Here is a 24,158-nt window from a genome sequence, read left to right as displayed (position 1 = left end):
ACGAGATGGCGATTATCTATCTGAAAAAAGCTGGTCCGCGTCCTGTGTCGGAAGGCAGCGACATCCGCGACTTGGTGCAAATCATGCTGACCAACATTGAACGCGAAGGTGAAGACGCGGTTCGGCGGTATGCAAAGCAATTGGATGGGTGGACCGGCGACATTGTGTTGTCGGACGTCGACCGCAAAGCCGCTTGCGCGCGGGTGCCGCAGGACTTGAAGGAAGACATCGGGTTTGCCCATGCCAACATTCGCCGGTTTGCAGAAGCGCAACTTGCCACAGTGGGGGAATTTGAAATCGAGGTGATGCCGGGGCTGATCGCCGGGCAAAAGCAGATCCCGGTGTCGAGTGCAGGGTGTTACGTTCCCGGTGGGCGATACAGCCATATTGCCAGCGCTCTGATGACGATCACCACGGCAAAAGTCGCTGGTGTTCCGAACATCACCGCAGTGTCACCGACCCGACCTGAGACAGGAATTCCCGACGCAATTGTGTATGCGATGGATCTGAGCGGGGCTGATGTGATCTTGAATTTGGGTGGTGTTCAGGGCATTGCGGCGATGGCACAGGGGCTGTTTGATGCCCAACCTGCAGACATTCTGGTGGGGCCTGGAAATTCTTACGTGGCGGAGGCAAAACGGCTGCTGTTTGGCAAGGTGGGCATTGATATGTTCGCAGGTCCGACGGATTCACTGGTGATTGCGGATCACACGGCATCGGCAGAAACCGTCGCTTGGGATCTGGTCAGTCAAGCCGAACATGGCGTCGACAGTCCGGTCTGGCTGGTGAGCACAGACGCGGCGCTGGCCAATGATGTCATGGCGCGTGTGCATCCCCTCATTGACAGTTTGCCGGAGCCGAATGCGACGGCTGCCCGCACCGCGTGGGCGGAGCGCGCCGAAGTTATTGTGTGCGACACGAGAGAAGAAGCGGCGCAGGTGTCGGACCGATACGCGCCGGAACATCTTCAGGTTCAGGCGGATGATCTTGATTGGTGGTTGGATCGGTTGTCGGCCTATGGATCGCTGTTTTTGGGCGCGGAAACCACGGTGTCCTTTGGCGATAAGACCTCTGGTCCCAACCATGTGTTACCGACCGATGGCGCGGCCAGATACACTGGGGGGCTGTCGGTTCACAAGTTCACCAAGACCGTTACGTGGCAGCGGTGCACACCACAGGCGTCGCATGATCTGGCCATGCGCACGGCAAAGATCAGCCGCATTGAAGGCATGGAAGGTCATGCGCGGGCGGCGGAGTTGAGGCTTTTGCCAGCGCCGTCGTAGGAATGGTGTTCGGGCCTAAATTGGCCGGTTCGTTGCGCGCGCCAACCCGTCGGTCACTGCTGTGAACACCTCGGAGAGACTGTGGTCTGCGTTGGGCGTCACGGACTTGACCGCGTCAGACACCACGTTCAGCAAACTTGATCCGCCGACATAGATCACACGGTCGATTTGATCTGCCTGAAGTCCGGCCATGTCCAGCGTGTCATTCACGCCCTTGCGCATGTCGGCGCCATAGGGGGAGAGGATCTCGGTGAGTTTGCTTGGCGGCAGCGGGACGGTCAGGTTGCGCTCGATTTGCGAAAGGTCGATCGCTGAGGCGTCGGCGTTCCGGTTGGCGGCAATTTTTCCGGTCTCGGTAGCAAAGGCGATATCGTGCGCGAGTTCATCGCGCAGCACATCTGCCAGACGAGAGAGTTTTGCCGGCTCCTCTGCCTGTTTTGACATCTCCGCGACCTTGCGCTGGGTTTGTGCGGTGTAAAGGAATGGGATTTTTTCCCATGTTGCCAGATCATTGAAGATCGCATTTGGCGTCGGGAAGCGGCCGGGGCCGAAGTGATCGCGCAGCAGGCTGCCTTTGCCAAAGTAGGGCATAACCTCGGCAAAGCTCAGTGCGCGGTCAAAGTCGGTACCGCCAATGCGCACGCCATGATTGGCAAGAATGTCGACGGTGCCGTCGTGAGTGCGGAACAGCGAAAAGTCCGAGGTGCCGCCGCCAATATCCACAATCAGGCCGATGCCCTTGCCATCCACCAAAGCGCCATCTGCGATGGCGGCGGCTTCGGGTTCGGCCAAAAAGGTTACGTCAGTAAACCCTGCCGCGAGATAACAGTCGCGCAGGTCGTCTTCGGCCTGTTGTTCGCGTGCATCGCCTGTGCCGTGAAAGACAACAGGGCGGCCGGAAACGGCGTGTTCAAACGTCAGGCCGGTTTGGATTTCGGCCTGGGTTTTGATGTGGCGCAGGAAGCGGGCGATAATGTCGACAAACGTCACGCGCGTGTTCAGAATCTGGCGCTTTTCATGCATCAGGCCGGTGCCCAGCACACGTTTAAGGGCGCGCATAAAGCGGCCTTCCAGCCCTTCGAGCAGCGCCTGATTGGCGGGCTCTCCCAAGAGGGTTTTGCGCGTCTCAAAGTCGAAAAAAAACGTGGTGGGCAGAGTGGTGTTGCCGCCGTCAAATGTGATCAGCCTCGGGTGGCCGTCCTGCATAAAGCCGGCAGCGGAGTTTGAGGTGCCGAAGTCGATGCCCAACGCGCGTGTCATGGCCTTGCCTTTTGCGGTTTTGAAGGCGGCGAGACCTACGACCGTCGCCACCGTCTGTCAAGCAGGCTTGGGAATGAAAAGGAACAGCCATAGGAGGCTGTCCTGTGTTTTGTCGAATTGGGCAACATGGGTGTCGATTGTATTGCGGATCGGGGTGCAGCTTTTTGGGTGGGGTCGCAGCCCCCAAAAGGACAATACCTTGCAGCGTGGCAAGCGTGGCACCGGCGTTTTGGGTGGCGTTGCGTTTGAACATTTCGTCTTTGCGCAGGACGCTGTCTTGAAGCCGCCGCGTTAAAAAGCCGGACGTGAGGCGCCCGGCTTTTTGACTGGTTTTGAAGTGCGTGTGCGCCTTAACCTTGCAGGCTGCGCACTTCCAGATCCTCTTCGCGCATCGCTTGCATGGCCTGAGCGGCGGCATGGCTGGCGGCTGCGGTGGTGAAGTAGGGAATCCTGTCGTAGAGCGCGACGGCGCGGATTTCGCGACTGTCTTCAACGGCTTGGGTGTCTTCGGTGGTGTTCATCACCAGCGAGATTTGGCCGTCCTTGAGCATGTCGACCACGTTGGGGCGGCCCTCATAAACTTTGTTGACCACATCGCAGGCGATGTTTTCGCCGTTCAGGAAACCCGCAGTGCCGCGCGTGGCGACAATGCCAAAGCCCAGATCGATCAGGGTTTGCGCGGTTTCCACCAGGTCTGGCGTTTTGTCGGCATCTTTGATCGAGAAGAAGACCTTGCCCGATTCAGGCAGGTGCATGCCTGCGCCCATCTGAGCCTTTAGAAAGGCACGCGGGAAACTGCGGTCCCAGCCCATGACTTCGCCGGTTGAGCGCATTTCTGGGCCCAATATGGTGTCAACGCCGGGGAAGCGGGCAAAAGGCAGCACGGCCTCTTTGACGGAGAACCACGGCATGTTCGGGTCGGCCAACGTCATCTGGTCAGCGATTGGTTGATCCTTGGTCGTGTCACCCTCTTTGTAGGGGGGGCGCTTGGGGAAGTCGGCGAGTTTTTCGCCAGCCATGATGCGCGCTGCAATCGAGGCGATGGCGCTGTCGGTGGATTTTGCCACAAACGGCACCGTACGCGAGGCGCGCGGGTTGACCTCGATGAGGTAGATTTCACCGCTTTTCACGGCGAACTGCACGTTCATCAAACCCACAACATTCAGCGCAATTGCGAGCGCGTGGGTCTGACGTTCGATCTCGGCAATAATGTCTTCGTCCAGCGAGTAAGGTGGCAGCGAGCAAGCGCTGTCGCCGGAGTGCACGCCTGCCTCTTCGATGTGCTGCATGATGCCGGTGATGTGCACATCCTTGCCATCACAGAGCGCATCCACGTCGAGTTCGACCGCGCCATCAAGATAGCTGTCCAGCAGAACCGGACTGTCGCCGGACACAACCACGGCCTCGGCGATATAGCGTTCCAGTTGCGCCATGTCGCGCACGATTTCCATCGCGCGGCCACCCAGCACATAGGACGGGCGGATCACCAGCGGGAAGCCAATCTTGCCGGCAATCACGATCGCTTCGGCGTCAGTGGAGGCGATGCCATTGTTAGGCTGCTTGAGATTGAGTTCATTCACAAGCGCTTGAAAACGCTCACGATCTTCGGCGAGATCAATGGCGTCAGGCGTGGTGCCGAGGATCGGGATGCCTTCGTTTTGCAGCGCGTTTGCCAGTTTCAGCGGTGTTTGGCCGCCGAATTGCACGATCACGCCATGAAGCGTGCCGTTGTCCTGTTCGACACGCAGGATTTCCATGACGTGTTCAAACGTCAGTGGTTCAAAATACAAGCGATCCGAAGTGTCATAGTCTGTCGACACGGTTTCGGGGTTGCAGTTGATCATGATGGTTTCATAGCCCTGCTCGGTCAGCGCATAGCAAGCGTGACAGCAGCAGTAATCAAACTCGATACCCTGACCGATGCGGTTGGGGCCGCCCCCAAGGATCACAACTTTTTTGCGGTCCGATGGCCGCGCTTCGCATTCTACGTCGCCCATCATCGGGGCCTCGTAGGTGGAGTACATATAAGGTGTTTGCGCCTCAAACTCGGCGGCGCAGGTATCGATGCGTTTGAAGACGGCGGTTACGCCAAGGTTCTGGCGGGCGCGGCGCACATTGTCTTCGTCGCGGCCGGACAGAGTGGCGAGGCGGGCGTCGGTAAAACCGAGCATTTTGAGGCGGCGCAGGCCGTCCTCGGTCAGGGGCAAACCAGAAGCGCGCACGTCCGCCTCGGCGTCGACGATTTCGCGGATACGGTCAAGGAACCACGGGTCAAACATGGTGACGTCGTGGATTTCTTCGTTGGTCAGGCCGTGGCGCATGGCCTGCGCGATGGTGCGCATGCGGTCCGGGGTGGCGACGCTGATGGCTTTGATGACCATAGCGCGGCCCAGCGAGGTGTCGTCGGCGCCTTCGATTTCCACTTCGTCAAATCCGGTTAGCCCGCTCTCCATCGAGGCCAGAGCTTTTTGCAAGGACTCGTGGATGGTGCGGCCGATGGCCATTGTCTCGCCCACGGATTTCATCGCGGTGGTCAGATATGGCTCGGCGCCGGGGAATTTTTCGAAAGCAAATTTCGGGATTTTGGTGACGACATAGTCGATTGTCGGCTCAAAAGACGCAGGGGTTACTTTGGTGATGTCGTTGTCGAGTTCGTCCAGCGTGAAGCCGACGGCCAGTTTCGCAGCGATCTTGGCAATCGGGAAGCCAGTGGCCTTGGACGCCAAAGCGGATGAGCGGGACACACGCGGGTTCATTTCGATCACAACCATGCGGCCGTCAGCAGGGTTCACCGCCCATTGCACATTGGAGCCACCTGTTTCCACGCCGATTTCGCGCAGAACTGCGATCGAGTGGTTGCGCATGACCTGATACTCTTTGTCGGTCAGCGTCAGCGCTGGGGCCACGGTGATGGAGTCACCCGTGTGCACGCCCATCGGGTCGATGTTTTCAATGGCGCAGACGATGATGGCGTTGTCGGCGCGGTCGCGCACGACCTCCATTTCGAATTCTTTCCAACCCAGCAACGATTCATCGACAAGGATCTGGTTGACGGGAGAGGCATCCATGCCGGTGCGACAGAAGTGGAGGTAATCTTCGCGGTTATAAGCCACGCCACCACCGGTGCCGCCCATGGTAAAGGCCGGGCGGATGATCGCCGGAAGACCGATGTCATCGAGTTCTGCCAGCGCCAGACGCACGCCTTCGTCAAGGTCGGTCGAGCCGTCGTCACGTTTCGGAGCGGTCACGATTGAGGCGCGCGGGTTTTCGATGCCAAGCCGGTCCATGGCTTCGCGGAAAAGTTTGCGGTCTTCGGCCATTTCGATGGCGTCGCGATCCGCGCCGATCATTTCAACGCCGAATTTTTCGAGCACGCCCATTTCCTCAACCGCGAGAGCAGTGTTAAGGCCGGTCTGGCCGCCCATAGTCGGCAGCAACGCGTCGGGACGTTCTTTTTCGATGATCTTGGCGACAAACTCGGGGGTGATCGGTTCGATGTAGGTCGCGTCCGCCATATCGGGATCGGTCATAATTGTGGCTGGGTTGGAGTTCACCAGAATGACGCGATAGCCTTCTTCACGCAGGGCCTTACATGCCTGAGCGCCGGAGTAGTCAAACTCGCAGGCTTGGCCAATCACAATGGGGCCAGCCCCGATGATCATGATCGAGGAGATGTCTGTTCTTTTTGGCATGGTGGACCTCGGGCTTGGAGGCGACGGGCAGCTGTCGCCGTATGCGCAAATTGTCGTGGGTTATACGGATCACAAAGAAAGGCGCAAGGGGGATCGCTCTAGGAGCGGGATTTTGGGTGATTTCATTGTTTTTTGGGCGTCGAGGCGCGTCGGCGTGCCGAAATCAGACCATTCAATGGACGGGGTGGTAGCCCGCAGATTCGGCTGACCGGAAGAAAATGTCCAGATCACTGACGCACAAAATGAGGCTAAGACGGAGGCTTTGGAATTTCATTGCACACGATCGCAATCGCCTTTTGTGCTGGGCTGGGCATGTTTTTCCGATCAGGCAAGGTGGTCAGGCCGTTTTGAGCCACTTTGGCGGGCTGTTGGCTTGACTTTGGCCGCTCAAACAGGTGTATCGGCGCGACTGTAGTAATTCACCCTGAAAGAGGGCCCGCACATGCACGCCTTTCGCAGCCATACCTGCGCCGACCTGAATAAATCCAACGTGGGCGAGACCGTCCGCCTGTCCGGCTGGGTGCATCGCATCCGCGATCACGGCGGCATCCTGTTTGTCGATCTGCGCGACCACTATGGCATCACGCAGGTTTTGTGCGATCCCGACAGCCCGGTGTTTGCCGACATGGAAAAGGTGCGCAGCGAGTGGTGTATCCGCATCGACGGCAACGTCAAAGCCCGTGACGCCGATCTGGTGAACGACAAAATTCCGACCGGTGAGGTTGAAGTCTTTGTGCGTGATCTCGAAGTACTGGGCGCGGCTGACGAGCTGCCGCTGCTGGTGTTTGGCGATCAGGAATACCCTGAAGAGACCCGCCTGAAGTATCGCTTCCTTGATTTGCGTCGTGAGCAGATGCAGCAGAATATGACTATGCGGTCCGACGTTGTGACCAGCATGCGCAAGCGTATGTGGGGCAATGGCTTCCGCGAGTATCAGACGCCGATCATCACCGCATCCAGCCCTGAAGGTGCGCGCGATTTCCTTGTGCCGTCGCGTATTCACCCCGGCAAATTTTATGCGCTGCCGCAAGCGCCACAGCAGTTCAAACAGCTGATGATGGTTGCGGGCTTTGACAAATATTTCCAGATCGCACCGTGTTTCCGTGACGAAGACCCGCGTGCGGATCGCTCACCCACAGATTTCTATCAACTCGATATGGAAATGTCGTTTGTCGAGCAGCAAGACGTCTTTGACACCATCGCGCCGGTTCTGGCGGGTGTGTTTGAAGAGTTCGGCGGTGGTCGCAAGGTGGATGCGCCGAACGAATGGCCGCAGATTCCCTATGCCGAAGCAGCGCTGAAATATGGCTCCGACAAGCCCGACCTGCGCAACCCGATTGAGATGCAAGTTGTGTCTGAGCATTTTGCAGGCTCCGGTTTTGCGATCTTTGCCAAGCTGTTGGAACAAGAAGGCACCGAAGTGCGCGCCATTCCAGCGCCCACAGGTGGGTCGCGCAAATTCTGTGACCGCATGAACAAATTCGCGCAGCAAGAAGGCTTGCCGGGCATGGGCTATATCTTCTGGCGCAAACAGTCGGCCGATAGCATTGCGCAAGAGCAGGGCATTTCCGTCAAGGACGTGAACGCCAAGATCAAAGCGGGCGAGATCGTGCTGGGCGAAGAGGCCGCCGGACCGCTCGCGAAGAATATCGGTCCCGAGCGCACAGAGGCGATCCGTCAGCAGCTGGGTCTGAAAGTCGGTGATGCGGCCTTCTTCCTGGGCGGCAAACCCAAAGCCTTTGAACCGGTTGCGGGGCGTGCGCGCAACGTGATTGGCGATGAGCTTGGTCTGACCGACACCAACCGGTTTGCCTTTGCATGGATCGTGGACTTCCCGATTTATGAAGCAGATGAGGAGACCGGCAAGGTCGACTTTGAGCACAACCCGTTCTCGATGCCGCAGGGCGGTTTGGATGCGTTGAACGGTGATCCGCTGAAGGTCTTGGGCTATCAGTATGATCTGGCATGTAACGGCTATGAGTTGGTGTCGGGTGCGATCCGGAACCACAAGCCGGACGTGATGCTGAAAGCGTTTGAGATCGCAGGCTATGATGAGGCCGAAGTGAAGAGCCGGTTCGGCGCGCTTTACAAAGCCTTCTCTTACGGCGCACCGCCCCACGGCGGGTGTGCTGCTGGTGTGGACCGCATCGTGATGCTGCTGGCTGATCAGCTCAACATCCGCGAAGTGATGCTGTTCCCAATGAACCAGCGCGCCGAAGACCTGATGATGAACGCCCCAAGTGAGCCGGCGCCAGATCAGTTGATGGAGCTGAGCTTGCGGGTCATTGCTCAGGACTGAGCATGATCCAAAAGGTGCGTGCATGGGTAATGATCGCTGCGCTGGTTTTGACTGGCGCGGCGGCTACGGCTGACGCGATCCCTGCAGGGTTCAATGACCAAGATATAGACTGGCATGATCTGGACTCCGGTTTGGACGCTGCGCAGGCCACGGGCAAGCCGATCTTTCTGGTTGTGCACGCCACGTGGTGTCCGGTCTGTCATGAATACCGAAACGTTTTTTTTCATAGCAAGATCGTGGCGCAGAGCCGCAATTTTGTGTTTGTGTTGGTGGATCAGGACCGAGAGCCAAACGCGGCGGCGCGGTATGCACCTGATGGCGCGTATATTCCACGCTCGATGGTTTTGGATGCGACTGGTACCTTGCAAACCAAGTTCAATTCCGGCTTTTCCAAGCATCGCTATTTTCTTGATCCGTCTTCCCACAAGCAATTAAGCGGCGTGCTTAGGAAAGCGGCGCGGTAAGGCCGAGCGCTGTTGGGCAGCGGCAAGAGTTCGCCGTCACAAAGAATTGGTCAATCCGGCCTTTGTGATCCGGTATTATCGCGTACACTGAGTGGGTAGGTCATCAAAGAGTGCGCGCATGTCTTTTTCTTCCACGTTGGCGGCCCATCGGTTCGGGTACGGGCTGTCGCCGGAGATTGCTTCCCCGAAGTCGGTGAATGCGATGTTGCGCGCGCTTCGAGGGCGGGATCGTGCGGCGACGCAATTTGCTTTGCCGCCTGTGTCTGACGTTCACGCGCTTACCGCCGAGTTTCGCCGGTTGCAGAAGGTGCGGCGCAAGGCGTTAAGAGCGGGGCGGGACGACGGGCCGGAGCAAGCCGCGTTTGATGCATTCAAAAAAACCAGCAGACCGGAGATTTCACTCTGGACGGTGCAGGGCGTTTTGCGGCGCGTCTGGTCGGAGGACGGGTTGCGGGAGCGGTTGGTAGATTTTTGGACCGACCATTTTGCCGCAAGGGGCAAGAATTACGATTTTCGCACAAATGAGGCACATTACGCGGAAACGGCGATCCGGCCTTATGTAAGCGGAAAATTCGCGGACTTGCTGGAGGCGGCGGTGCTGCATCCAATGATGCTGCACTTTCTGGATCAGAATGCGTCGGTGGGCCCCGACAGCCTTTTTGCGCGGCGCCGGCCCAAGCAGAGCCGTGGGTTGAATGAAAATCTGGCGCGCGAAATTCTTGAGCTGCACACGTTGGGTGTTGGCGGGGCTTATGAGCAGAAAGATGTGCGCCAGTTGGCCAAATTGCTGACCGGGGTGCGCGCCGAACACGACATTGAGTTGAGGTTTGAACCGCGACGTGCGGAGCCGGGAGCGGAAACCGTGTTGGGGCGCAGTTACGGCGGTACGGAACGGGCAGAACTGGAAGATGTGCAGGCGGTGTTGCGGGATCTGGCAGTGCATCCGGACACAGCCGGACATCTGGCGCGAAAAATGGCCGTGCATTTTGTAGCAGACGCGCCGGACGCGGAAATGGTGGCGTCGATGAAGGCCGCGTTTGTGAACACAGACGGGGATCTGTCCGCGATGACCGAGGCGATGTTGCGCCATCCGGCCGCGTGGCAAGCCGCGCGGCGCAATTTCAAGCAGCCGATGACCTTTCTGTGCTCGGCCCTGCGTGGGCTGGCGGTGCCCGTTGCCCGTATGAACGCATTGCAGGGCGCTGGGTTGCAACGCTACGTCGGCGCGCCGCTGCGTGCGATGGGGCAGCCTTTGGGCAAACCGTTGGGGCCGGATGGGTTTTCGGAGGCCGACGGACATTGGTTGAGCCCGCAAGGTTTGGCGGCGCGGTTGCAGTGGAGCCTGTCGGCGCCGGTGGATCTGGCGCGGCCTTTGCCGGACCCACGCCGGTTTGTGCTGGATGTGTTGGGCGAGGACGTGCCGAAGGAAGTATTGTTTGCCGCCAAGGCAGCAGAAAGCCGGAGAGAGGGCGTGGCGCTTGTGCTGATGTCCCCGGCGTTTCAACGGATGTAAGGCGATTTCGGAGAGGGCGCGAAATGTCTAAGAGACTGACAAGACGAAATTTCCTGACGCAGGGGGCGGCTATTGGTTGTTCCGTGGCAGCGTCGCCTTTGTTGACACCGGTGAGTTTTGCCGCCGCGCCAACCGACAATCGGCTGGTGGTGATCGTGCTGCGTGGCGGCTTGGACGGGTTGGATTTGTTGCGGCCAAGACAGGAGGCGCTTTTGCCGGTTTTGCGCCCCTCTCTGTCTGCGGGCAACAAGGGAGAAATCCCTCTGGAAGGCGGCTTTGGACTGCATCCTGAGTGCGCGCCGCTGTATCCTTTGTGGCAAGCGGGGCAGTTGGCCTTTGTGAACGCCGTGTCCACGCCTTATCGCGACAAACGCAGTCATTTTGACGGGCAGGACCTGCTGGAAGCGGGAATTGCGTCGATCGAAGGCGACGGGGTGCGGGATGGCTGGCTCAATCGGGCCATAGGGGGCATGAAAGGCGTAGATGTGCGCACGGCATACGCGATTGGCGCTGAACCGATGTTGTTGAGCCGCGGCGATGCGGAAATCACAAGCTGGTCGCCGGATGTTGATTTTATCCTGTCCCAGCAAGGGGTTTCCTTGATGCAGAACACGTTGCGCGGGGATCCGGAGATGTCCGCTGCGATGGCGACGGCGATGGGATTGGCAAGTCAGAGCGGTGGCGGGGCGCTGGACTCGGCCGATCTGGAAGAGGCCATGGACATGATGATGAACCCGACAGGCAAAAGCGCGCGCAGGGCACACGTCAGGGTGGCAGAATTTGCGGCGGACAGGCTGCGCGAGGATGCGCGGATCGCCTGCTTCTCGCTTGGCGGATGGGACACACATTTTCGGCAGAGCAACACCTTGCGGGCGCCGCTTCGCCGATTGGTGGACACGCTGTTGACGCTGCACAACCGCATGGGCGCGGCGGCGTGGCAACGCACGACCGTGGTTGCAGTGACTGAATTTGGCCGCACGGCGGCCGAAAACGGCACGAAGGGCACGGACCATGGCACCGGCGGCGCGATGGTGTTGGCGGGCGGCGCACTGCGCAAATCCGGCGTGCTTGGCCAATGGCCGGGCATGGATGAGGCCGCGCTTTATGAACGTCGCGATCTGATGCCAACAGATGATGTGCGGCGCTGGATGGGCTGGGCGTTGCGGTCAAGTTTTGGACTGGAGCGGAGCGTGTTGGAAACCGAGGTGTTTCCGGGCATCGATTTGGGCGACGATCCGCGCTTGCTGGCCTGAGCAGGTTTTGGGCTGACATCTTGGCAGGGGCAGACCTATGTGCGACATATTGTTGAAAACAAAGGAGCAGTTCGCATGACAGACCACCGCAGTGACGCCCCGAGACCTGTGGGCTTCGCGGTGCCAAACTGGACCCCGCCCTCCGCACCAAAAGGCGAGGTGTTGGAAGGTCGGTACGCCCGTTTGGAACCGTTGGATGCGGAAAAACACGCGGCGCTTTTGTTTCGGGCCTATCAGGGAGACGACGCGGTTTGGGATTACCTGCCTTATGGGCCGTTCAATTCCGCTGCGCAGTATCATCGGTGGATGCGCGAAGCGGTTTCGGCGCAAGATCCGTTTTTCTATGCGATCTATGACAAACAGGCCGGCGCATATGGCGGCGTGGCGTCTTATTTGCGGATCAAGCCCGAGGCCGGATCGATCGAAGTTGGCAACATCAATTTTGCGCCGCGTCTGCAAGGCACAGTGGCGGCAACCGAGACCATGTTCCTGATGATGAAGTGGGCTTTTGAGGCGGGATATCGGCGCTATGAATGGAAATGCGACGCGCTCAACACACCGTCTCGCCGGGCGGCACAACGGCTGGGGCTGTCGTACGAAGGCATTTTTCGTCAGGCGCTTGTCTATAAGAACCGCAACCGCGACACGGCCTGGTTTGCAGCAATTGACAAGGAGTGGGCTGCGCTGCGAGAGGCTTTCGAATTGTGGTTGTCCGCTGGCAACTTTGACGCCACTGGACAGCAGCGTGAGCGGTTGTCGGATCTGACGGGGCTGGTGCGCGCCGCAGATGATCCGTCGCTTTGAGCGGACTTAGATCACTAAAGGTTCATTCAGACGGGATTTCAGCAGATCGCTAAGCGAGGCCACATCCTGTGAAAGCTGAGCATTGGTCTGGTGTGCGGTGCCGACCGACTTCACCGCGCCCAGCAGATCCTCGTCGCGCGCGCTTCGGGCGATGCTGGACAAAAATTGCGCCACATATGCAACAACTGCCTTGTCGTCAGGATAGGTCGACAACGTGTCTGAGGCGTGCAGAAAGTCGTCACGCAGGGCGACGGGATCGGGATCCACAACGTCAGTCGGCAGGGGACGTGGACCTTTGAGCTGACGTTCCTGAGGCAAGCGCGACAGAATTTCGGACTGAAATTGCGCCAAGCCAGTGAGCGGTTTGGTCAGAAAACCATCGGCACCGGCGGCCATTGCGGCGTCTTCAGAAAAATCATCCCCAGAGGTGGCCAGAAGCACATCGACCCGTGGGCTGGCTTGTGCAAGCTCTTCGATCAGATCGGTGCCGGAGCCGTCTGGCAGGCCAAGATCCATGATCACCACCGAGGGCAAATAGGTTTTAAGATGGCGGCGCGCGGCCGAAAGGCTGTCAGCGCGACGGATGCGAGCGCCGGAGCGTACACACATCATGCGCAGAGCGTCGGAGGCAAAGCGACTGTCCTCAACGACAAGTACAGCAATGCCCAGCAAAGGGCGTTGCGACGTAGGAGTAAACAAGGGCGACAGCGGCAGCGGGTCGTTCATATTGGGTTCCTGACGTTCTGACAGACAAATGGATTCGCGATAGAGATTAGAGATTCGTACCTAACGGGACGTTAATGCGGGCGCGACCCTGTGCCGCTTGCGCCAAGACGTGCTGCACCGCATAAGAAGTGCCAACACAAGACCCGTATTTTTTGGAGGAAACCATGATTGGACGTTTGAACCACGTTGCGATTGCCGTGCCCGATCTTGAGGCCGCGTCAGCGCAATACAGCAACGCGCTTGGCGCCAAGGTTGGCGCGCCGCAGGATGAGCCGGATCATGGCGTGACCGTGGTGTTTATCGAGCTGCCCAACACCAAAATCGAATTGCTGTATCCGCTTGGCGATGACAGCCCGATCAACAGCTTTCTGGAAAAGAACCCGGCCGGTGGCATGCACCACGTCTGTTATGAAGTGGATGACATCATCGCGGCGCGGGATCATCTGAAAGAGACCGGCGCGCGGGTGCTGGGCAATGGCGAGCCCAAGATCGGCGCACACGGCAAACCGGTGTTGTTCCTGCATCCCAAAGATTTCAACGGCTGTCTGGTCGAGCTGGAACAGGTATAAGAACCAAATTGCTGCGCCCTGCGTATCCGCGTGGGGTGATCAGAAGGGAATGATATGAGTATTACATCTGTGATGGTGTTGTTTGCGGTCTGCTGGTTCATGATCTTTTTGATTGTAATCCCGATCCGGCTGCAAACCCAAGGTGATCTGGGCAAAGTGGTGCCCGGCACACAAGCAGGTGCACCGGAGCATCATTACCTGAAGACCAAAGCCAAGATCACCACGCTGGCGGCGGCGGTGATGACGGCCATACTTGTGTTCATCATCACATCCGGTGTGATCTCGGTGCGGGATCTGGACTGGTTCAACCGGATGTCGACGATTGAGACTCCAGCCGGTGGAACAGATGGGTAAAGGTCGCCGCGCCTAAGATCGGTATTACAAGGTTGATCAGTGGGATCGACAGAGGCATCGCCATCAGCGTGCCCGCGATCCAGATCGTGCCGCCGTGTTTTTTGCGCAGTTTCTTGGCGCCATCGCGGCCCAAATGGCGCATGGCGGCGAGGGTGAAATATTCTCGTCCCAGCAGAAACCCGTTCAGGCCCCAGAAGATGAACAGCGCAAATGGCGCAAAGAAGGCGTAGATCACCAGCGCGACGATGTTGGCGAAGATCAACACGCCGAGGAAGTTCACAGTGTCTTTGAGAGCTTCGCCAAAAGGTACAGGGAGCGCCTTGGGCACGTTTGGGTAGTGGCGATCCTCGACGGCTTCGGCAACTTCGTCCAAAAACATTGAGGTGATGGCAGAGGCAACCGGCACCATCAGAAAGACCGACAAAAGCACCATCAGGAAAAACGATGTCCACGTCACAAGGTCGCCAACCCAGCTGATGTTTCCTAAGAGCTCCTGCACCCATTGCGCGGCGCCGATCCAATTCAGGAACATAAGAAAGGCAACATAGGACGCAATCAACAGCGCGAGGGTCAGGCCGATACCGCGCACCAGCACCCGGCGAAAGCGTGGGTCACCCAATTGGCCAAGAGCCGCGGTGAATGAGCCGAGAATTACTGAGATTGCCATGTGACCTTGGTCTCCATGTCTGGGCGTGGGCGTTCAGGCGGTGCGGCGCGCTCGGTGCCGATGTGGATGAAACCGGCGACTTTCTCGCGCGGAGTAAGGTCGAGACCTTCTTCGACAAAGGCACGGTCATGGCTGGCCCAGCCCGACAGCCAGTTTGCGCCCCAACCTGCGGCAAGCGCGGCGTTCAGCAGTTGCAGACAGACGGCTCCGGCGGAATAGGTCTGTTCAATGGCGGGTACTTTTTCGGAGATCACCGGCGCCTCAATCACGGCAACGGCCAAATCTGCGTTGGCAAATTGGGCGTGTGCTTTGATGATTTTGTCGTCGTCCATACCAAGCGCTGTGCCTCGTGTCTGCGTCAGTTTGGCCAGACGATCAAGCGCATCACCGCTCAAGACAATCAGCCGCCAAGGTTCCAGCTTGCCGTGGTCGGGGCTGCGCAGGGCGGCCTGCAAAAGCGGTTCAAGCTCTGCGCGGGTGGGGGCAGGCGCGACGAGCGTCTTGGCCGGTCGTGAGCGGCGGGTTTGCAGAAATTCCAGCGCGGCTGGATTGGCGAATGGCATATATGTCTCCCTCAAGATCATTGCGGGTTAGGTCTGTGTTTTCCCGCGGTTTTTCAACCGCTCTGCGGTGGTTTTGCAAAGAAATCAGCCATTTCATCGATCAAAGTGGCATAGAAAGCCTCGACACGCGGGTTGGGCTGGCGGATGGCGAGAGAGGCCGCCATAGGGTCGGGGGCCGTGATAGAGGACCCTGCAAGCTCTTCAATCACAGCATGACCGCAGAACGGCACGTAGGCTTCGGAGTAGCCGCCTTCGTGCACCAGAACCAACTTGCCGTCACAGAGGTCTTCAGCGGCGGCCATGACCTGTTTGGTCATCTGGCGGAAGGTGTCAGCGGTGGCCAGCATACGCGAGAGCGGATCAAAGGCGGAGGCGTCAAACCCGCAGGCGACGATGATCATGTCAGGCTTGAAGTCGGCAAGCGCGGGCAGGACAATTTTCTCTATCGCGTGCAGGTAGCTGTTGTGGCCGGCGCCGGGGGGCAGGGGCACGTTGATGTTATAGCCCAGACCCACGTCCGTGCCGCGATGTTCGAGATCGCCGGTGTCGAGCGGGTAATTTCTTTCTTGGTGCAACGATAGCGTCAGCACGTCGTCGCGGTCGTAAAAGATCGCCTCGGTGCCGTTGCCGTGGTGCACGTCCCAATCGAGCACGGCAACACGATGCGCTAGACCTTCGGCCTTGGCGGCTTCGATGGCGATGGCGATGTTGGCCAGCAGGCAAAAGCCGTTGGGCCAATCGGGCAGGCAATGGTGGCCGGGTGGGCGGGACAGCGCGTAGGCGTTTTGCAAGTCACCTGTGGCGACAGCGCGGACGGCTTCGGTAGCAAGGCCAGCCGAGAGGGCGGCAATTTCATAACCCCCTTTGCCAAACGGGGTGCGCAGACCAATTTCGCCGCCACCTGCGTCAGACATTTCTTGGAAACGGTCCAGCAGGGACGCCGGGTGAACCCGTTCCAGTGCCGTGCGATCCGCAGAGGTGGCGCTGCGTAGGTCAAGGTCAGCGGACAAGCCGCTGACGTCCAACAGGTTTTTGAGGCGACGTTTGGTTTCGGGGCTTTCAGGAAGACCTCCGGCGGCCAAGGGCTGTACCAGATCACCAACGGGTAGGGTCAGTGCGTAGTTGCCGCCGCTGTGCCAGAAACAACGTTCGTCAAAAAAGAAACCGGTGGCCATAGTGTCTTCGCAAGCAGATGATTTGGCGACACTGTTGCCCGTGGTGCGGGCTTTGTAAATTGATGGATGGCAGATGGCGGGAGAGTTGGCGGCTTTGGCTGCGGAAGGCGGCGAGATTGCGGTGCGTGTGACCCCCAAAGCGTCGCGTAATGCGGTGGTCGTGCAAGACGACGGCATACGCGTTTACGTGACCGTGGTGCCGGAGGGGGGCAAGGCCAATGCGGCGGTGATAAAGCTGTTGGCAAAAGAAATCGGCATCGCGAAATCGCGCTTGAAGCTGATCCGGGGCGACACTGCGCGAGACAAGGTGTTTCGGGTTGTGTCGCGCTAGGGCTCGTCACGTTTGATCGTGTAAACACCTTCGGGAAGGTCCAGAGCGGCTGCGAGATCCCGAGCTTGATGTATCGACAGAGTGATTTTTTGCATGGTGTCGGTGCGGGCGTCGAACTGTTCGATGGTGACGCAATCCTCAAACATGTTGATAACCACGTCTTCAGCAAGCGGTTGGGCGCCCTCATCCACGAGGGTCACGACGGTTGAATCAAATTCGTGCTCGATGCTGAACATATAGATAGCCTAGCGTCGATGCTGCAAAGCGCAAGGTTTTCCCACTGGAACCTTGGCAAGTGTGGGCATAGTTTGGGGTTTGTAGTATTCGGGGAGGAACGTATGGCTTTTGCTCAGAATGGTTTGAAACCGTTGGTTATTTGTGGCGCGATGGCGCTGGCGAGTTGCGTCAGCACGACAACGGACACGCAACCGGCCCCAAAATCCCAGACCCCGGCAAAAACATCAGTTCAGTCGATATCGCTGTCACAAGCCAAGTCCAAGCTGGCGCCGATTTCGGCCCGAATGGAGAGTGTGGCAGAACGCGAATGCCGCGCGCGAACGTCACAAGGCACAAATTGCGATTACAAGATTTCGGTGGATGAGCGGCCTAATCTGCCCGCCAATGCCTATCAAACGCTCGACAAGACAGGGCGTCCGCTGATTATCTTTACGCCTGCGTTGATCGCGCAGACGCGCAATCAGGATGAGCTGGCCTTTGTGATGGGCCACGAGGCGGCGCACCATATCGCTGGCCACATCGGCAAGACCCAGAACAACGCAGCGCTCGGCGCGATCCTGATTGGGGTTGCTGCTGCTGCGGCGGGCGCGGAAGGCAGTTTGCTGGACATGGCTGTGAACACCGGTGCGCAGGTGGGCTCACGGGCCTACTCCAAGAACTTTGAGCTTGAGGCGGATGCGCTGGGCACCGTGATTGCGCATAAATCAGGGTTCAATCCGGTGCGCGGCGCGGAGTTTTTCGCGCGCATACCTGACCCAGGTGATCAGTTTCTCGGCACACATCCGCCCAACGCGTCGCGCATGAAAATTGTCAGAGAGACGGCGGCCAAGCTCTGAGCATGTTGCAACTGTTGAATGTGGTCAGCGACCGTGGCTCAAAATACGCGGTGTCGGGTGGGCCGGTGAGTGGACGCGCCGACGTCGATGCTTTTCTGAAATCACTAAAGAAAAACAAGAAATTCGCCAAGGCGACGCACAACACTTGGGGCGTCCTGTTTGAGGACGGCACACCGCTTAAGGGCGACGACGGGGAAAGCGGCGCGGGTCTGGTGATTGTGCGCATGTTGGAGCGTCAGGAGTTGACGGGGCATCTTGTGGTGGTGACGCGCTGGTATGGTGGCGTGAAGTTGGGTGGGGACAGGTTTCGCCGTGTGCAAGACTGTGTGGCGGCCTATTTCGCGGAATTGAATTGACCCACATCAAGGGTTTCAAAATTTCATCATGTTAAACCCTCTCCTGTCTTTGTAGGAGAGCGCGATGCCCAATATCCCCAAACTGAGACGCCACGTGGCCTTGATGGACGAGGCTGCCAAGCGAATTGGCATGGACCTTCAGGAAGCGGCCATTCGCGGCGCGTTGGCAGTGGGTGAGATCCAGCAGGCGGTTGAGCGATGCACGCGGTGTCCTTTGCCGGACGTTTGCGAGACATGGCGTGCTCCTGCGGAGAATTCCGAACAGAGGGTTCCACCATTTTGCCAAAACAGAGACCTGTTTAACCGCATTAGCGAGACGTTGATATGAAGCCACTGGGTGATGTGAATGAGCACCTTATGAAGGTGCATGGCATGGCGAAGGCTGCTGGAGCGGACTTGGTAGGCGCTGCAAAAACCGGCGAGTTGACCCAAGAAGAATGGGCAGGCCTTGTCACAAGGTGCCGGAGCTGTGATTGGGACGAAGGGTGTTCACGATTTCTGGCCCGTGAGTGCCGTGAAGTGCCTGTTGATATTCCCGAGGGCTGTTTAAACCGCGTACGTTTGGCAGAGTTGGCAGCAGCGACGGGAGAAGACTCATGACTGCGCAGATTGCCTTTCTCGGAGATCCGGCGACGCATTTTTGGCTGACCCGCTCGATGGCGCGAACGCTGGGTGTGAGCCTGTCTGAGGCGATGGCTTGCGACGCATTGAGTGCGACAGACTATGCGCAGATGGTAACGCGGTGCCGGAAGTGTCCGTGCGTTGCGGACTGCCAGAAGTGGCTGAGTGAAGGCTGCACGCAAGGTGCCCAAGCGCCCGGGTTTTGTTGCCACGCGGATGTGTTGCAGGCTTTGGCAAAAATAGTTTGATCCGGCGTCGGCTTTACAGTGCGGAGTTGCCGGATTTCTGACGCCAAAGGTGGCGACGGTAGATCAGCGGCGCTAAAATGTAGTCGTATCCGATTGACGCAACTTGGCGGATGCCAGGAAGGCTCACGAGTTTCGCAAGCGTTCTGTATCGGGGCATTTCTTTCCAAAGCACAAGAAATGCCGGAATGCCGGCGAAAACCTGACCTTCGTGGATGACGTGCAGGCGCCGTGCCGCAGTGTCTGCGTCGATGTCCCAATCGGCAAGAGCGCTAGAGTTCAGGTCATCAAACCCAATTTCCAAACCTTTGCCATCTGAGTACGCCTTATAATGGCAGATTTCCGCATTGCAGATTGGGCAATCTGCATTGAAAAGCACTCGGGTTTGGCTTGTCATAATGTCAGCGCTCAGTTGATTTGTGTTTGCGGCTTCTGTCAGTTGTTACGCAGGTGACGCCCCCACAGATCATACTCTCCCGCTTCGTCCACTTCGACGGCAACGATATCGCCGACGTTTAGGCCGGCGGTGTCTTCGTCAATGAACAGGTTGCCGTCAATTTCCGGTGCGTCGGCTTTGGTGCGGCAGGTGGCGATGCCGTCTTCATCTATGTCGTCGATGATCACATCCATGATCTGACCGACTTTTTGCGCCAGCTTGGCTTCGGAGGTTGCCTGCGCTTTTTCCATGAAACGGTTCCAGCGGTCCTGTTTTACCTCGGCCGGCACGTGATCGGGCAGCGCGTTTGAGCGCGCGCCGGCGACGTTTTCATATTGAAAGCACCCCACGCGGTCGAGTTGGGCTTCGTCCATCCAATCCAGCAGGTGTTGGAACTCCGCCTCGGTTTCACCCGGATAGCCGACAATGAATGTCGAGCGCAGGGTGATGTCGGGGCAGGCGTTTCGCCATGCGGCGATCTCGGTCAGCGTTTTGGAGGTATGGGCGGGGCGCGCCATGCGTTTGAGCGTGTCGGGGTGGCTGTGTTGAAACGGAATGTCCAGATACGGCAGGATCAACCCGTCCGCCATCAGCGGGATCAAGTCACGCACATGTGGATAGGGGTAGACGTAGTGCAGCCGCACCCACGCGTCGAATTGGCCCAACTCACGTGCCAAATCGGTGATGTGGCTGCGCACCTCGCGGTCTTTCCACGGGTGCGTGGAATATTTGCGATCCAAACCATAAGCCGAGGTGTCTTGCGAGATCACCAGCAATTCTTTGACGCCGCTTTCAACGAGTTTTTCCGCTTCGCGCAGGATGGCGTGCACGGGGCGGGAGGCGAGTTTGCCGCGCATATCGGGAATAACGCAGAACTTGCACTTGTGGTTACAGCCCTCGGAAATCTTGAGATAGCTGAAGTGGCGTGGCGTTAGGCGCACACCGGAGGCGGGCAGCAGGTCGACAAAAGGATCGGGCGCGGGTGGCACTGCGCCATGCACCGCGTCGAGCACTTGCTCGTATTGGTGCGGTCCGGTGACTGCGAGCACTTTGGGGTGGGTGCCGGTGATATACTCCGGCTCGGCCCCAAGGCAGCCGGTGACGATGACCTTGCCGTTGGCCTGAATGGCCTCGCCAATGGCCTCAAGGCTTTCGGCTTTGGCGCTGTCAAGAAATCCGCATGTGTTTACGATCACTGCATCCGCGCCGGCATAGTCGGGCGAGATGCCGTAGCCTTCGGCGCGTAGTCGCGTGAGAATGCGTTCGCTGTCGACCAGTGCTTTGGGGCAACCGAGGCTGACCATGCCGATGGTTGGCTGTCCGGGCCGTGTGGCCGTGGGAGAGTCACCCGCGAGCGTTGCACGGGCGAGGTCGGGGCGAAGTTCGGGCGGATTGCTGGAAGACTGGCTCATGGCCGCGATATAGGGCAGCGGGTCGCATTTGGCAAAGGGAGATGGCGCGCGGCTCTCACTCTTGGGTTTACGCGGTGTGCGTAGAGGCCCCTAAGAGAGATGTCCGGGCGGGAAATGAGCGGCGCAATAGGCTCAGCGCAGCTGAGCCGGGCCCAACCCGAAGGGGCGGGAGTGCGTTGTTGGCTTAGTAAGGGTGTTGGCGCCCATCCCAGGTTTCAAAACAGCCTGTTGTGTCCAGTGAGAGCGCGAGACAGCGGTCTGCCAATCCATGCGCGGAGTCTGTCACCGTGATGTCGGCGGCGTCCCCGCCCATATCGGTTTTGACCCAGCCGGGGTGATAAATGCCCACGGCAATTCCGATGTGCTTGAGGTCCGTTGCCAGATTGCGCCCCAGATTGAGCGCGGCCGCTTTGGAGGCGCGATAGATATAAGAGCCGCCCGGTGCGCGGGTGTCCGATCCCATTTGCGAGGAGATTATCGCGATCTTCGGGGTCTCGGACAGCTGAAGGTTTGGCAGAAGCGATTGCACTGTGAGGAATACGCCGGTGACATTGGCGGCAAAGCTGTCAGCCCACATCTGCGGCGGGAAGCCGTTCGCCAGATTCTGGCCTTTGTCCAAGTAGACGCCAGCGTTGCAGATCAGCAGGTCCACCGGTTTTGAATCCAAAGTGCGGGCCATCGCGGCTTGGCTGTTGGGTGAGGTGACATCCAGTTGCAGGAATTCATCCTCAGAGCGGGCGGTGCCGGTGACCTCGTGGCCCAAGTCGCGAAAACGGTGGTCGAGCGCCTGTCCTATGCCGCGATTGGCGCCTGTGATGACAACATGCATGGGGGGTCTCCGAATTTGGTTTTGGAAAAATCAGTTGGTTTTGCGTCCGATATTGAATGGCAAGGGCGCTACGGGTACGCCGTCTTCGACGAGTGCTTTGGCGTCTTCCAGTTTGGCCTCTCCATAGATGGCGCGTTCCGGAGTGTTGCCTTCGTGCATTGCGCGGGCTTGGGCGGCAAAATCCTTGCCGACATAGTCGGAGTTTTCTTCGACCTGTTTGCGCAACTTCTTCAAGGCGGCTTGGGCCTCGGTGGCGGGTTGTGACAGAGACGCGGTCGCTGATTCTGCCGGTGCAGTCTCCTGTGGCCCCGTGGCAGCGGCGGCTGTACGGGCAGGGCGCACCCGTGGCGACATCATTGCTTTCTCGACGCTGGCGTCACCACAGGCCGCGCAGGTAACCATGCCCGCCGCTTTGAGCTTGTCAAAGGCGTCGGCGGATTGGAACCAGCTGTCGAACCGGTGGTCATTGGCGCATTTTAGAGTGTAGTTGATCATGCCTGCATCACAGAGTGTGCCGTGTCGTTGTGTTAAGCGAACATATGACTGCGGAGGGACAGGATCAAGCAGATCAGTCGTCGCTTTTGTAATCAAATCTGCGCACGACTTTTGCGAGATCCGGATTCAGGATGCGTTTGGCGGCTTTTTTTGGGGGCAGCCATTTGCGTTGGCGTTGGCCGCGTTCTGGAAAGGCATTGACGCTTTTTGTCACTTCGAGCGCGTAGACGAGCACAGTGAATTTTTTGCCCCGATGTACCCCACGGGTTTTGCGATAGGTATAGACGCCGATGCATCGCTTGTGGGCAGTACCGATTACGCCGGCCTCTTCCCAAGCTTCCTGAGCAGCCACTTTATGAGGCTTGAGGTTGGCCATTGGCCAGCCTTTGGGAAGCAACCACTGTTTGGTGCCGCGCGAGGTGATCACCATGATTTGCGGTTTGCCTTTGCGCATCCGATAGGGCAGCGCCGCAAATTGAATGCGGGATCCGGCCTTGGTGGCCTTGCGCAACATGGTTGCGACGGCTTTGGGATCGTTTTGGCCCATGTCTTTGCTTATCGCGCCTCAAGATTCTTAGAGGATAGTTTAATCAGCCGCGCGGTCCGTGCAAGCGAAAGGGCGCGGTGACCCGCAACGTTTGCAAGAGCCAAATGCGGGTTGCGGGAGTGTTTTGTGGGAAAGCATGGGAGAAGCTTCACGAATTGCGAAAAATTTGGGAAATGGCTGGTGTTTGTGATCAGAATCGTTTTAGAAGGCCGGCAATCCTGAGAACTGGTAGATTTTTATGGGATTTTGGGCGCCAGCCAAGTGAGTGCCAAAAATATCAATATGATGTGTGTATTTAGTGCGGATAGACCATATACGGTGTCCAATTTTGGATTTTCGACACATCATCTTGTATTGTGAGTGCTTCAGAAGCAAGATTTTGTGGTGCGTGGTGAAAATTCCTATTGATTTCCATAAATTCCCATGGCATCCCTATAAGCACGATGAAGACGGGAGTTAAGGGGCGCCAAACGACCCCGAACAAAAAATCCCAAGAGCAGGTTTCATACAGGCCCCGCCTTTATCGAAATTAGAGATCCGGCGCGCGGGCGAGCAGAACATCCCCCCAGGTGGCGCGCGCAGCTGGACACCCGCAAGAGCGGGACGAGGATGGCGGATTGATCAGTGGCAGCAGATCAATCCGCCGTTTCGTTTCCGCACCAAGTTAGGCAATGAGAAGGGCCATTCATCGTGGCGCTTATGTTCAGAGGCGAGAGCCGCAACAAGGTTGATACAAAAGGTCGGATGTCCATTCCGGCTAAGTTTCGCCGTGTGCTCGAAGCTGGTGACCCTGACTGGAAAAGCGGTGACAATCCAAGCATTATGATCGTCTACGGTGGCCGTACTCGGAATTTCCTTGAGTGCTTTACTGTCGAGGCGATGGACGACGTTGTGAGCCGCATCATGAAGATGCCACGCGGTTCCAAGAAACGTCTGGCGCTCAGTAAGCTTTATTTGACGCAGTCGATCGAGGTTTCGGTGGACGAGACCGGCCGTTTGGTCCTGCCAAAAGAGCAACGTGACAAGATTGGCCTTGATGACATGGCGTTCTTCGCAGGCAAAGGCGACACGTTCGAGATCTGGGATCCCGAAAGCTATGACGCCGCTGAGGCCGAGGCGCTTGAGGCGGATGACGATTTCGATCCGGATGCTGATCCGTCCATTTATCTGGACGGGGATGAGGAAATCTGA

The 24,158-nt window shown here is 58.3% G+C and carries 28 protein-coding genes; 16 read left to right on the top strand and 12 right to left on the bottom strand.

Features of this window, described 5'->3' with window-relative positions:
* The first annotated feature begins 5 nt into the window (after positions 1-5).
* Positions 6-1,283 (top strand): histidinol dehydrogenase, encoded by a 1,278-nt coding sequence (gene hisD, locus SHIM_RS07320; protein WP_054001890.1) that lies wholly within the window; start codon positions 6-8, stop codon positions 1,281-1,283.
* A gap of 15 nt (positions 1,284-1,298) precedes the next feature.
* Here hisD and SHIM_RS07315 read toward each other — a convergent pair whose 3' ends face one another.
* Both SHIM_RS07315 and carB read right to left on the bottom strand, forming a co-directional pair.
* A complete protein-coding gene (locus tag SHIM_RS07315) occupies positions 1,299-2,543 on the bottom strand; it encodes an Hsp70 family protein (RefSeq protein ID WP_054002040.1) in 1,245 nt (414 codons plus the stop codon).
* Positions 2,544-2,893: 350 nt separating this feature from the next.
* The gene (gene carB / locus SHIM_RS07310) at positions 2,894-6,235 is read right to left on the bottom strand and encodes a carbamoyl-phosphate synthase large subunit (RefSeq protein WP_054001889.1); all 3,342 of its coding nucleotides are present in this window, start codon (positions 6,233-6,235) and stop codon (positions 2,894-2,896) included.
* Here carB and SHIM_RS20370 point away from each other — a divergent pair.
* From SHIM_RS20370 to SHIM_RS07280, 6 genes are all read left to right on the top strand, one after another.
* Positions 6,198-6,443 (top strand): hypothetical protein, encoded by a 246-nt coding sequence (locus SHIM_RS20370; protein ID WP_193749883.1) that lies wholly within the window; start codon positions 6,198-6,200, stop codon positions 6,441-6,443. The genes carB and SHIM_RS20370 overlap by 38 nt on opposite strands.
* Before the next feature lie 234 nt (positions 6,444-6,677).
* Entirely contained in the window at positions 6,678-8,534 is a 1,857-nt protein-coding gene (aspS, locus tag SHIM_RS07300; protein ID WP_054001887.1) for an aspartate--tRNA ligase, read from the top strand.
* A gap of 2 nt (positions 8,535-8,536) precedes the next feature.
* Positions 8,537-8,998, top strand: a complete 462-nt coding sequence (locus SHIM_RS07295) for a thioredoxin family protein (protein WP_054001886.1) — start codon at positions 8,537-8,539, stop codon at positions 8,996-8,998.
* A 118-nt stretch (positions 8,999-9,116) separates the two neighbouring features.
* Positions 9,117-10,511, top strand: a complete 1,395-nt coding sequence (locus tag SHIM_RS07290; RefSeq protein WP_054001885.1) for a DUF1800 domain-containing protein — start codon at positions 9,117-9,119, stop codon at positions 10,509-10,511.
* 23 nt (positions 10,512-10,534) lie between these two features.
* Positions 10,535-11,764 carry a DUF1501 domain-containing protein gene (locus SHIM_RS07285; RefSeq protein WP_054001884.1) on the top strand — a complete coding sequence of 410 codons (1,230 nt, stop codon included), beginning with the start codon at positions 10,535-10,537 and terminating at the stop codon, positions 11,762-11,764.
* A gap of 75 nt (positions 11,765-11,839) precedes the next feature.
* Positions 11,840-12,568: a GNAT family N-acetyltransferase gene (locus tag SHIM_RS07280; RefSeq protein ID WP_054002039.1), complete on the top strand. Its 729-nt coding sequence runs from the start codon at positions 11,840-11,842 to the stop codon at positions 12,566-12,568.
* A 6-nt stretch (positions 12,569-12,574) separates the two neighbouring features.
* On the opposite strand, the gene SHIM_RS07275 is transcribed toward SHIM_RS07280, so the two are convergent.
* The gene (locus tag SHIM_RS07275) at positions 12,575-13,294 is read right to left on the bottom strand and encodes a response regulator (protein ID WP_054001883.1); all 720 of its coding nucleotides are present in this window, start codon (positions 13,292-13,294) and stop codon (positions 12,575-12,577) included.
* A gap of 164 nt (positions 13,295-13,458) precedes the next feature.
* Here SHIM_RS07275 and mce point away from each other — a divergent pair, with 164 nt between their 5' ends.
* Positions 13,459-13,863 (top strand): methylmalonyl-CoA epimerase, encoded by a 405-nt coding sequence (gene mce, locus SHIM_RS07270; protein WP_054001882.1) that lies wholly within the window; start codon positions 13,459-13,461, stop codon positions 13,861-13,863.
* Between the two features lie 54 nt (positions 13,864-13,917).
* A complete protein-coding gene (locus SHIM_RS07265; RefSeq protein WP_054001881.1) occupies positions 13,918-14,217 on the top strand; it encodes a DUF1467 family protein in 300 nt (99 codons plus the stop codon).
* Here the strand turns inward: SHIM_RS07265 and SHIM_RS07260 are convergent.
* From SHIM_RS07260 to SHIM_RS07250, 3 genes are read right to left on the bottom strand one after another with little or no spacing between them, the layout of a single operon-like run.
* A complete protein-coding gene (locus tag SHIM_RS07260) occupies positions 14,168-14,884 on the bottom strand; it encodes an EI24 domain-containing protein (protein WP_054001880.1) in 717 nt (238 codons plus the stop codon). The two genes, SHIM_RS07265 and SHIM_RS07260, sit on opposite strands and share 50 nt — an antisense overlap.
* The gene (locus tag SHIM_RS07255; protein ID WP_054001879.1) at positions 14,869-15,447 is read right to left on the bottom strand and encodes a nitroreductase family protein; all 579 of its coding nucleotides are present in this window, start codon (positions 15,445-15,447) and stop codon (positions 14,869-14,871) included. Before SHIM_RS07255 ends, SHIM_RS07260 begins: the two co-directional genes overlap by 16 nt.
* Before the next feature lie 53 nt (positions 15,448-15,500).
* A complete protein-coding gene (locus SHIM_RS07250; RefSeq protein WP_054001878.1) occupies positions 15,501-16,622 on the bottom strand; it encodes a class II histone deacetylase in 1,122 nt (373 codons plus the stop codon).
* Between the two features lie 73 nt (positions 16,623-16,695).
* Between SHIM_RS07250 and SHIM_RS07245 the strand changes: the two genes are divergently transcribed.
* Positions 16,696-16,953: a DUF167 domain-containing protein gene (locus tag SHIM_RS07245; RefSeq protein WP_054001877.1), complete on the top strand. Its 258-nt coding sequence runs from the start codon at positions 16,696-16,698 to the stop codon at positions 16,951-16,953.
* Here SHIM_RS07245 and SHIM_RS07240 read toward each other — a convergent pair.
* A complete protein-coding gene (locus tag SHIM_RS07240) occupies positions 16,950-17,189 on the bottom strand; it encodes a hypothetical protein (protein ID WP_054001876.1) in 240 nt (79 codons plus the stop codon). The genes SHIM_RS07245 and SHIM_RS07240 overlap by 4 nt on opposite strands.
* A 102-nt stretch (positions 17,190-17,291) precedes the next feature.
* On the opposite strand from SHIM_RS07240, the gene SHIM_RS07235 reads away from it, so the two are divergent.
* The 5 genes from SHIM_RS07235 to SHIM_RS07215 all read left to right on the top strand — a co-directional run bounded on the left by SHIM_RS07235 (position 17,292) and on the right by SHIM_RS07215 (position 19,251).
* Positions 17,292-18,026, top strand: a complete 735-nt coding sequence (locus SHIM_RS07235; protein WP_241488807.1) for a M48 family metallopeptidase — start codon at positions 17,292-17,294, stop codon at positions 18,024-18,026.
* Between the two features lie 2 nt (positions 18,027-18,028).
* Positions 18,029-18,382 (top strand): YigZ family protein, encoded by a 354-nt coding sequence (locus SHIM_RS07230; RefSeq protein WP_054001875.1) that lies wholly within the window; start codon positions 18,029-18,031, stop codon positions 18,380-18,382.
* A gap of 64 nt (positions 18,383-18,446) precedes the next feature.
* Positions 18,447-18,710, top strand: coding sequence for a DUF6455 family protein (locus tag SHIM_RS07225; RefSeq protein ID WP_054001874.1), 264 nt, complete (start codon positions 18,447-18,449; stop codon positions 18,708-18,710).
* Positions 18,707-18,982 (top strand): DUF6455 family protein, encoded by a 276-nt coding sequence (locus SHIM_RS07220; RefSeq protein ID WP_054001873.1) that lies wholly within the window; start codon positions 18,707-18,709, stop codon positions 18,980-18,982. The genes SHIM_RS07225 and SHIM_RS07220 overlap by 4 nt, the downstream gene beginning before the upstream one ends.
* Entirely contained in the window at positions 18,979-19,251 is a 273-nt protein-coding gene (locus tag SHIM_RS07215) for a DUF6455 family protein (RefSeq protein WP_054001872.1), read from the top strand. Before SHIM_RS07220 ends, SHIM_RS07215 begins: the two co-directional genes overlap by 4 nt.
* Positions 19,252-19,264: 13 nt before the next feature.
* On the opposite strand, the gene SHIM_RS07210 is transcribed toward SHIM_RS07215, so the two are convergent.
* From SHIM_RS07210 to SHIM_RS07190, 5 genes are all read right to left on the bottom strand, one after another.
* Positions 19,265-19,645 carry a thiol-disulfide oxidoreductase DCC family protein gene (locus SHIM_RS07210; RefSeq protein WP_054001871.1) on the bottom strand — a complete coding sequence of 127 codons (381 nt, stop codon included), beginning with the start codon at positions 19,643-19,645 and terminating at the stop codon, positions 19,265-19,267.
* Between the two features lie 38 nt (positions 19,646-19,683).
* A complete protein-coding gene (gene rimO, locus SHIM_RS07205) occupies positions 19,684-21,096 on the bottom strand; it encodes a 30S ribosomal protein S12 methylthiotransferase RimO (RefSeq protein WP_054001870.1) in 1,413 nt (470 codons plus the stop codon).
* A 184-nt stretch (positions 21,097-21,280) separates the two neighbouring features.
* Complete coding sequence (locus tag SHIM_RS07200) at positions 21,281-21,925, bottom strand: SDR family NAD(P)-dependent oxidoreductase (protein ID WP_054001869.1); 645 nt, start codon at positions 21,923-21,925, stop codon at positions 21,281-21,283.
* Positions 21,926-21,955: 30 nt separating this feature from the next.
* Complete coding sequence (locus SHIM_RS07195) at positions 21,956-22,420, bottom strand: DUF1178 family protein (protein ID WP_054001868.1); 465 nt, start codon at positions 22,418-22,420, stop codon at positions 21,956-21,958.
* 73 nt (positions 22,421-22,493) lie between these two features.
* Positions 22,494-22,967, bottom strand: coding sequence for an NUDIX hydrolase (locus SHIM_RS07190; protein ID WP_241488806.1), 474 nt, complete (start codon positions 22,965-22,967; stop codon positions 22,494-22,496).
* Positions 22,968-23,666: 699 nt separating this feature from the next.
* Here SHIM_RS07190 and mraZ point away from each other — a divergent pair.
* Positions 23,667-24,158: a division/cell wall cluster transcriptional repressor MraZ gene (gene mraZ / locus SHIM_RS07185; RefSeq protein WP_054001867.1), complete on the top strand. Its 492-nt coding sequence runs from the start codon at positions 23,667-23,669 to the stop codon at positions 24,156-24,158.

The sequence above is a fragment of the Shimia sp. SK013 genome, from assembly GCF_001292625.1.
In the GTDB taxonomy this organism is placed as follows: Bacteria; Pseudomonadota; Alphaproteobacteria; order Rhodobacterales; family Rhodobacteraceae; genus Shimia.
The sequence above is the reverse complement of the archived record's forward strand: the minus strand, read 5'-3'. Positions and strand labels throughout refer to the sequence as shown.

Bases quoted from the DNA above. Each gene is read 5' to 3' on its own strand.
- hisD (WP_054001890.1), top strand. From the start codon at position 6: ATGGCGATTATCTATCTGAAAAAAGCTGGTCCGCGTCCTGTGTCGGAA.
- SHIM_RS07315 (WP_054002040.1), bottom strand. From the start codon at position 2,543: ATGACACGCGCGTTGGGCATCGACTTCGGCACCTCAAACTCCGCTGCC.
- SHIM_RS20370 (WP_193749883.1), top strand. From the start codon at position 6,198: ATGATCATGATCGAGGAGATGTCTGTTCTTTTTGGCATGGTGGACCTC.
- carB (WP_054001889.1), bottom strand. From the start codon at position 6,235: ATGCCAAAAAGAACAGACATCTCCTCGATCATGATCATCGGGGCTGGC.
- aspS (WP_054001887.1), top strand. From the start codon at position 6,678: ATGCACGCCTTTCGCAGCCATACCTGCGCCGACCTGAATAAATCCAAC.
- SHIM_RS07295 (WP_054001886.1), top strand. From the start codon at position 8,537: ATGATCCAAAAGGTGCGTGCATGGGTAATGATCGCTGCGCTGGTTTTG.
- SHIM_RS07290 (WP_054001885.1), top strand. From the start codon at position 9,117: ATGTCTTTTTCTTCCACGTTGGCGGCCCATCGGTTCGGGTACGGGCTG.
- SHIM_RS07285 (WP_054001884.1), top strand. From the start codon at position 10,535: ATGTCTAAGAGACTGACAAGACGAAATTTCCTGACGCAGGGGGCGGCT.
- SHIM_RS07280 (WP_054002039.1), top strand. From the start codon at position 11,840: ATGACAGACCACCGCAGTGACGCCCCGAGACCTGTGGGCTTCGCGGTG.
- SHIM_RS07275 (WP_054001883.1), bottom strand. From the start codon at position 13,294: ATGAACGACCCGCTGCCGCTGTCGCCCTTGTTTACTCCTACGTCGCAA.
- mce (WP_054001882.1), top strand. From the start codon at position 13,459: ATGATTGGACGTTTGAACCACGTTGCGATTGCCGTGCCCGATCTTGAG.
- SHIM_RS07265 (WP_054001881.1), top strand. From the start codon at position 13,918: ATGAGTATTACATCTGTGATGGTGTTGTTTGCGGTCTGCTGGTTCATG.
- SHIM_RS07260 (WP_054001880.1), bottom strand. From the start codon at position 14,884: ATGGCAATCTCAGTAATTCTCGGCTCATTCACCGCGGCTCTTGGCCAA.
- SHIM_RS07255 (WP_054001879.1), bottom strand. From the start codon at position 15,447: ATGCCATTCGCCAATCCAGCCGCGCTGGAATTTCTGCAAACCCGCCGC.
- SHIM_RS07250 (WP_054001878.1), bottom strand. From the start codon at position 16,622: ATGGCCACCGGTTTCTTTTTTGACGAACGTTGTTTCTGGCACAGCGGC.
- SHIM_RS07245 (WP_054001877.1), top strand. From the start codon at position 16,696: ATGGCGGGAGAGTTGGCGGCTTTGGCTGCGGAAGGCGGCGAGATTGCG.
- SHIM_RS07240 (WP_054001876.1), bottom strand. From the start codon at position 17,189: ATGTTCAGCATCGAGCACGAATTTGATTCAACCGTCGTGACCCTCGTG.
- SHIM_RS07235 (WP_241488807.1), top strand. From the start codon at position 17,292: ATGGCTTTTGCTCAGAATGGTTTGAAACCGTTGGTTATTTGTGGCGCG.
- SHIM_RS07230 (WP_054001875.1), top strand. From the start codon at position 18,029: ATGTTGCAACTGTTGAATGTGGTCAGCGACCGTGGCTCAAAATACGCG.
- SHIM_RS07225 (WP_054001874.1), top strand. From the start codon at position 18,447: ATGCCCAATATCCCCAAACTGAGACGCCACGTGGCCTTGATGGACGAG.
- SHIM_RS07220 (WP_054001873.1), top strand. From the start codon at position 18,707: ATGAAGCCACTGGGTGATGTGAATGAGCACCTTATGAAGGTGCATGGC.
- SHIM_RS07215 (WP_054001872.1), top strand. From the start codon at position 18,979: ATGACTGCGCAGATTGCCTTTCTCGGAGATCCGGCGACGCATTTTTGG.
- SHIM_RS07210 (WP_054001871.1), bottom strand. From the start codon at position 19,645: ATGACAAGCCAAACCCGAGTGCTTTTCAATGCAGATTGCCCAATCTGC.
- rimO (WP_054001870.1), bottom strand. From the start codon at position 21,096: ATGAGCCAGTCTTCCAGCAATCCGCCCGAACTTCGCCCCGACCTCGCC.
- SHIM_RS07200 (WP_054001869.1), bottom strand. From the start codon at position 21,925: ATGCATGTTGTCATCACAGGCGCCAATCGCGGCATAGGACAGGCGCTC.
- SHIM_RS07195 (WP_054001868.1), bottom strand. From the start codon at position 22,420: ATGATCAACTACACTCTAAAATGCGCCAATGACCACCGGTTCGACAGC.
- SHIM_RS07190 (WP_241488806.1), bottom strand. From the start codon at position 22,967: ATGGGCCAAAACGATCCCAAAGCCGTCGCAACCATGTTGCGCAAGGCC.
- mraZ (WP_054001867.1), top strand. From the start codon at position 23,667: ATGTTCAGAGGCGAGAGCCGCAACAAGGTTGATACAAAAGGTCGGATG.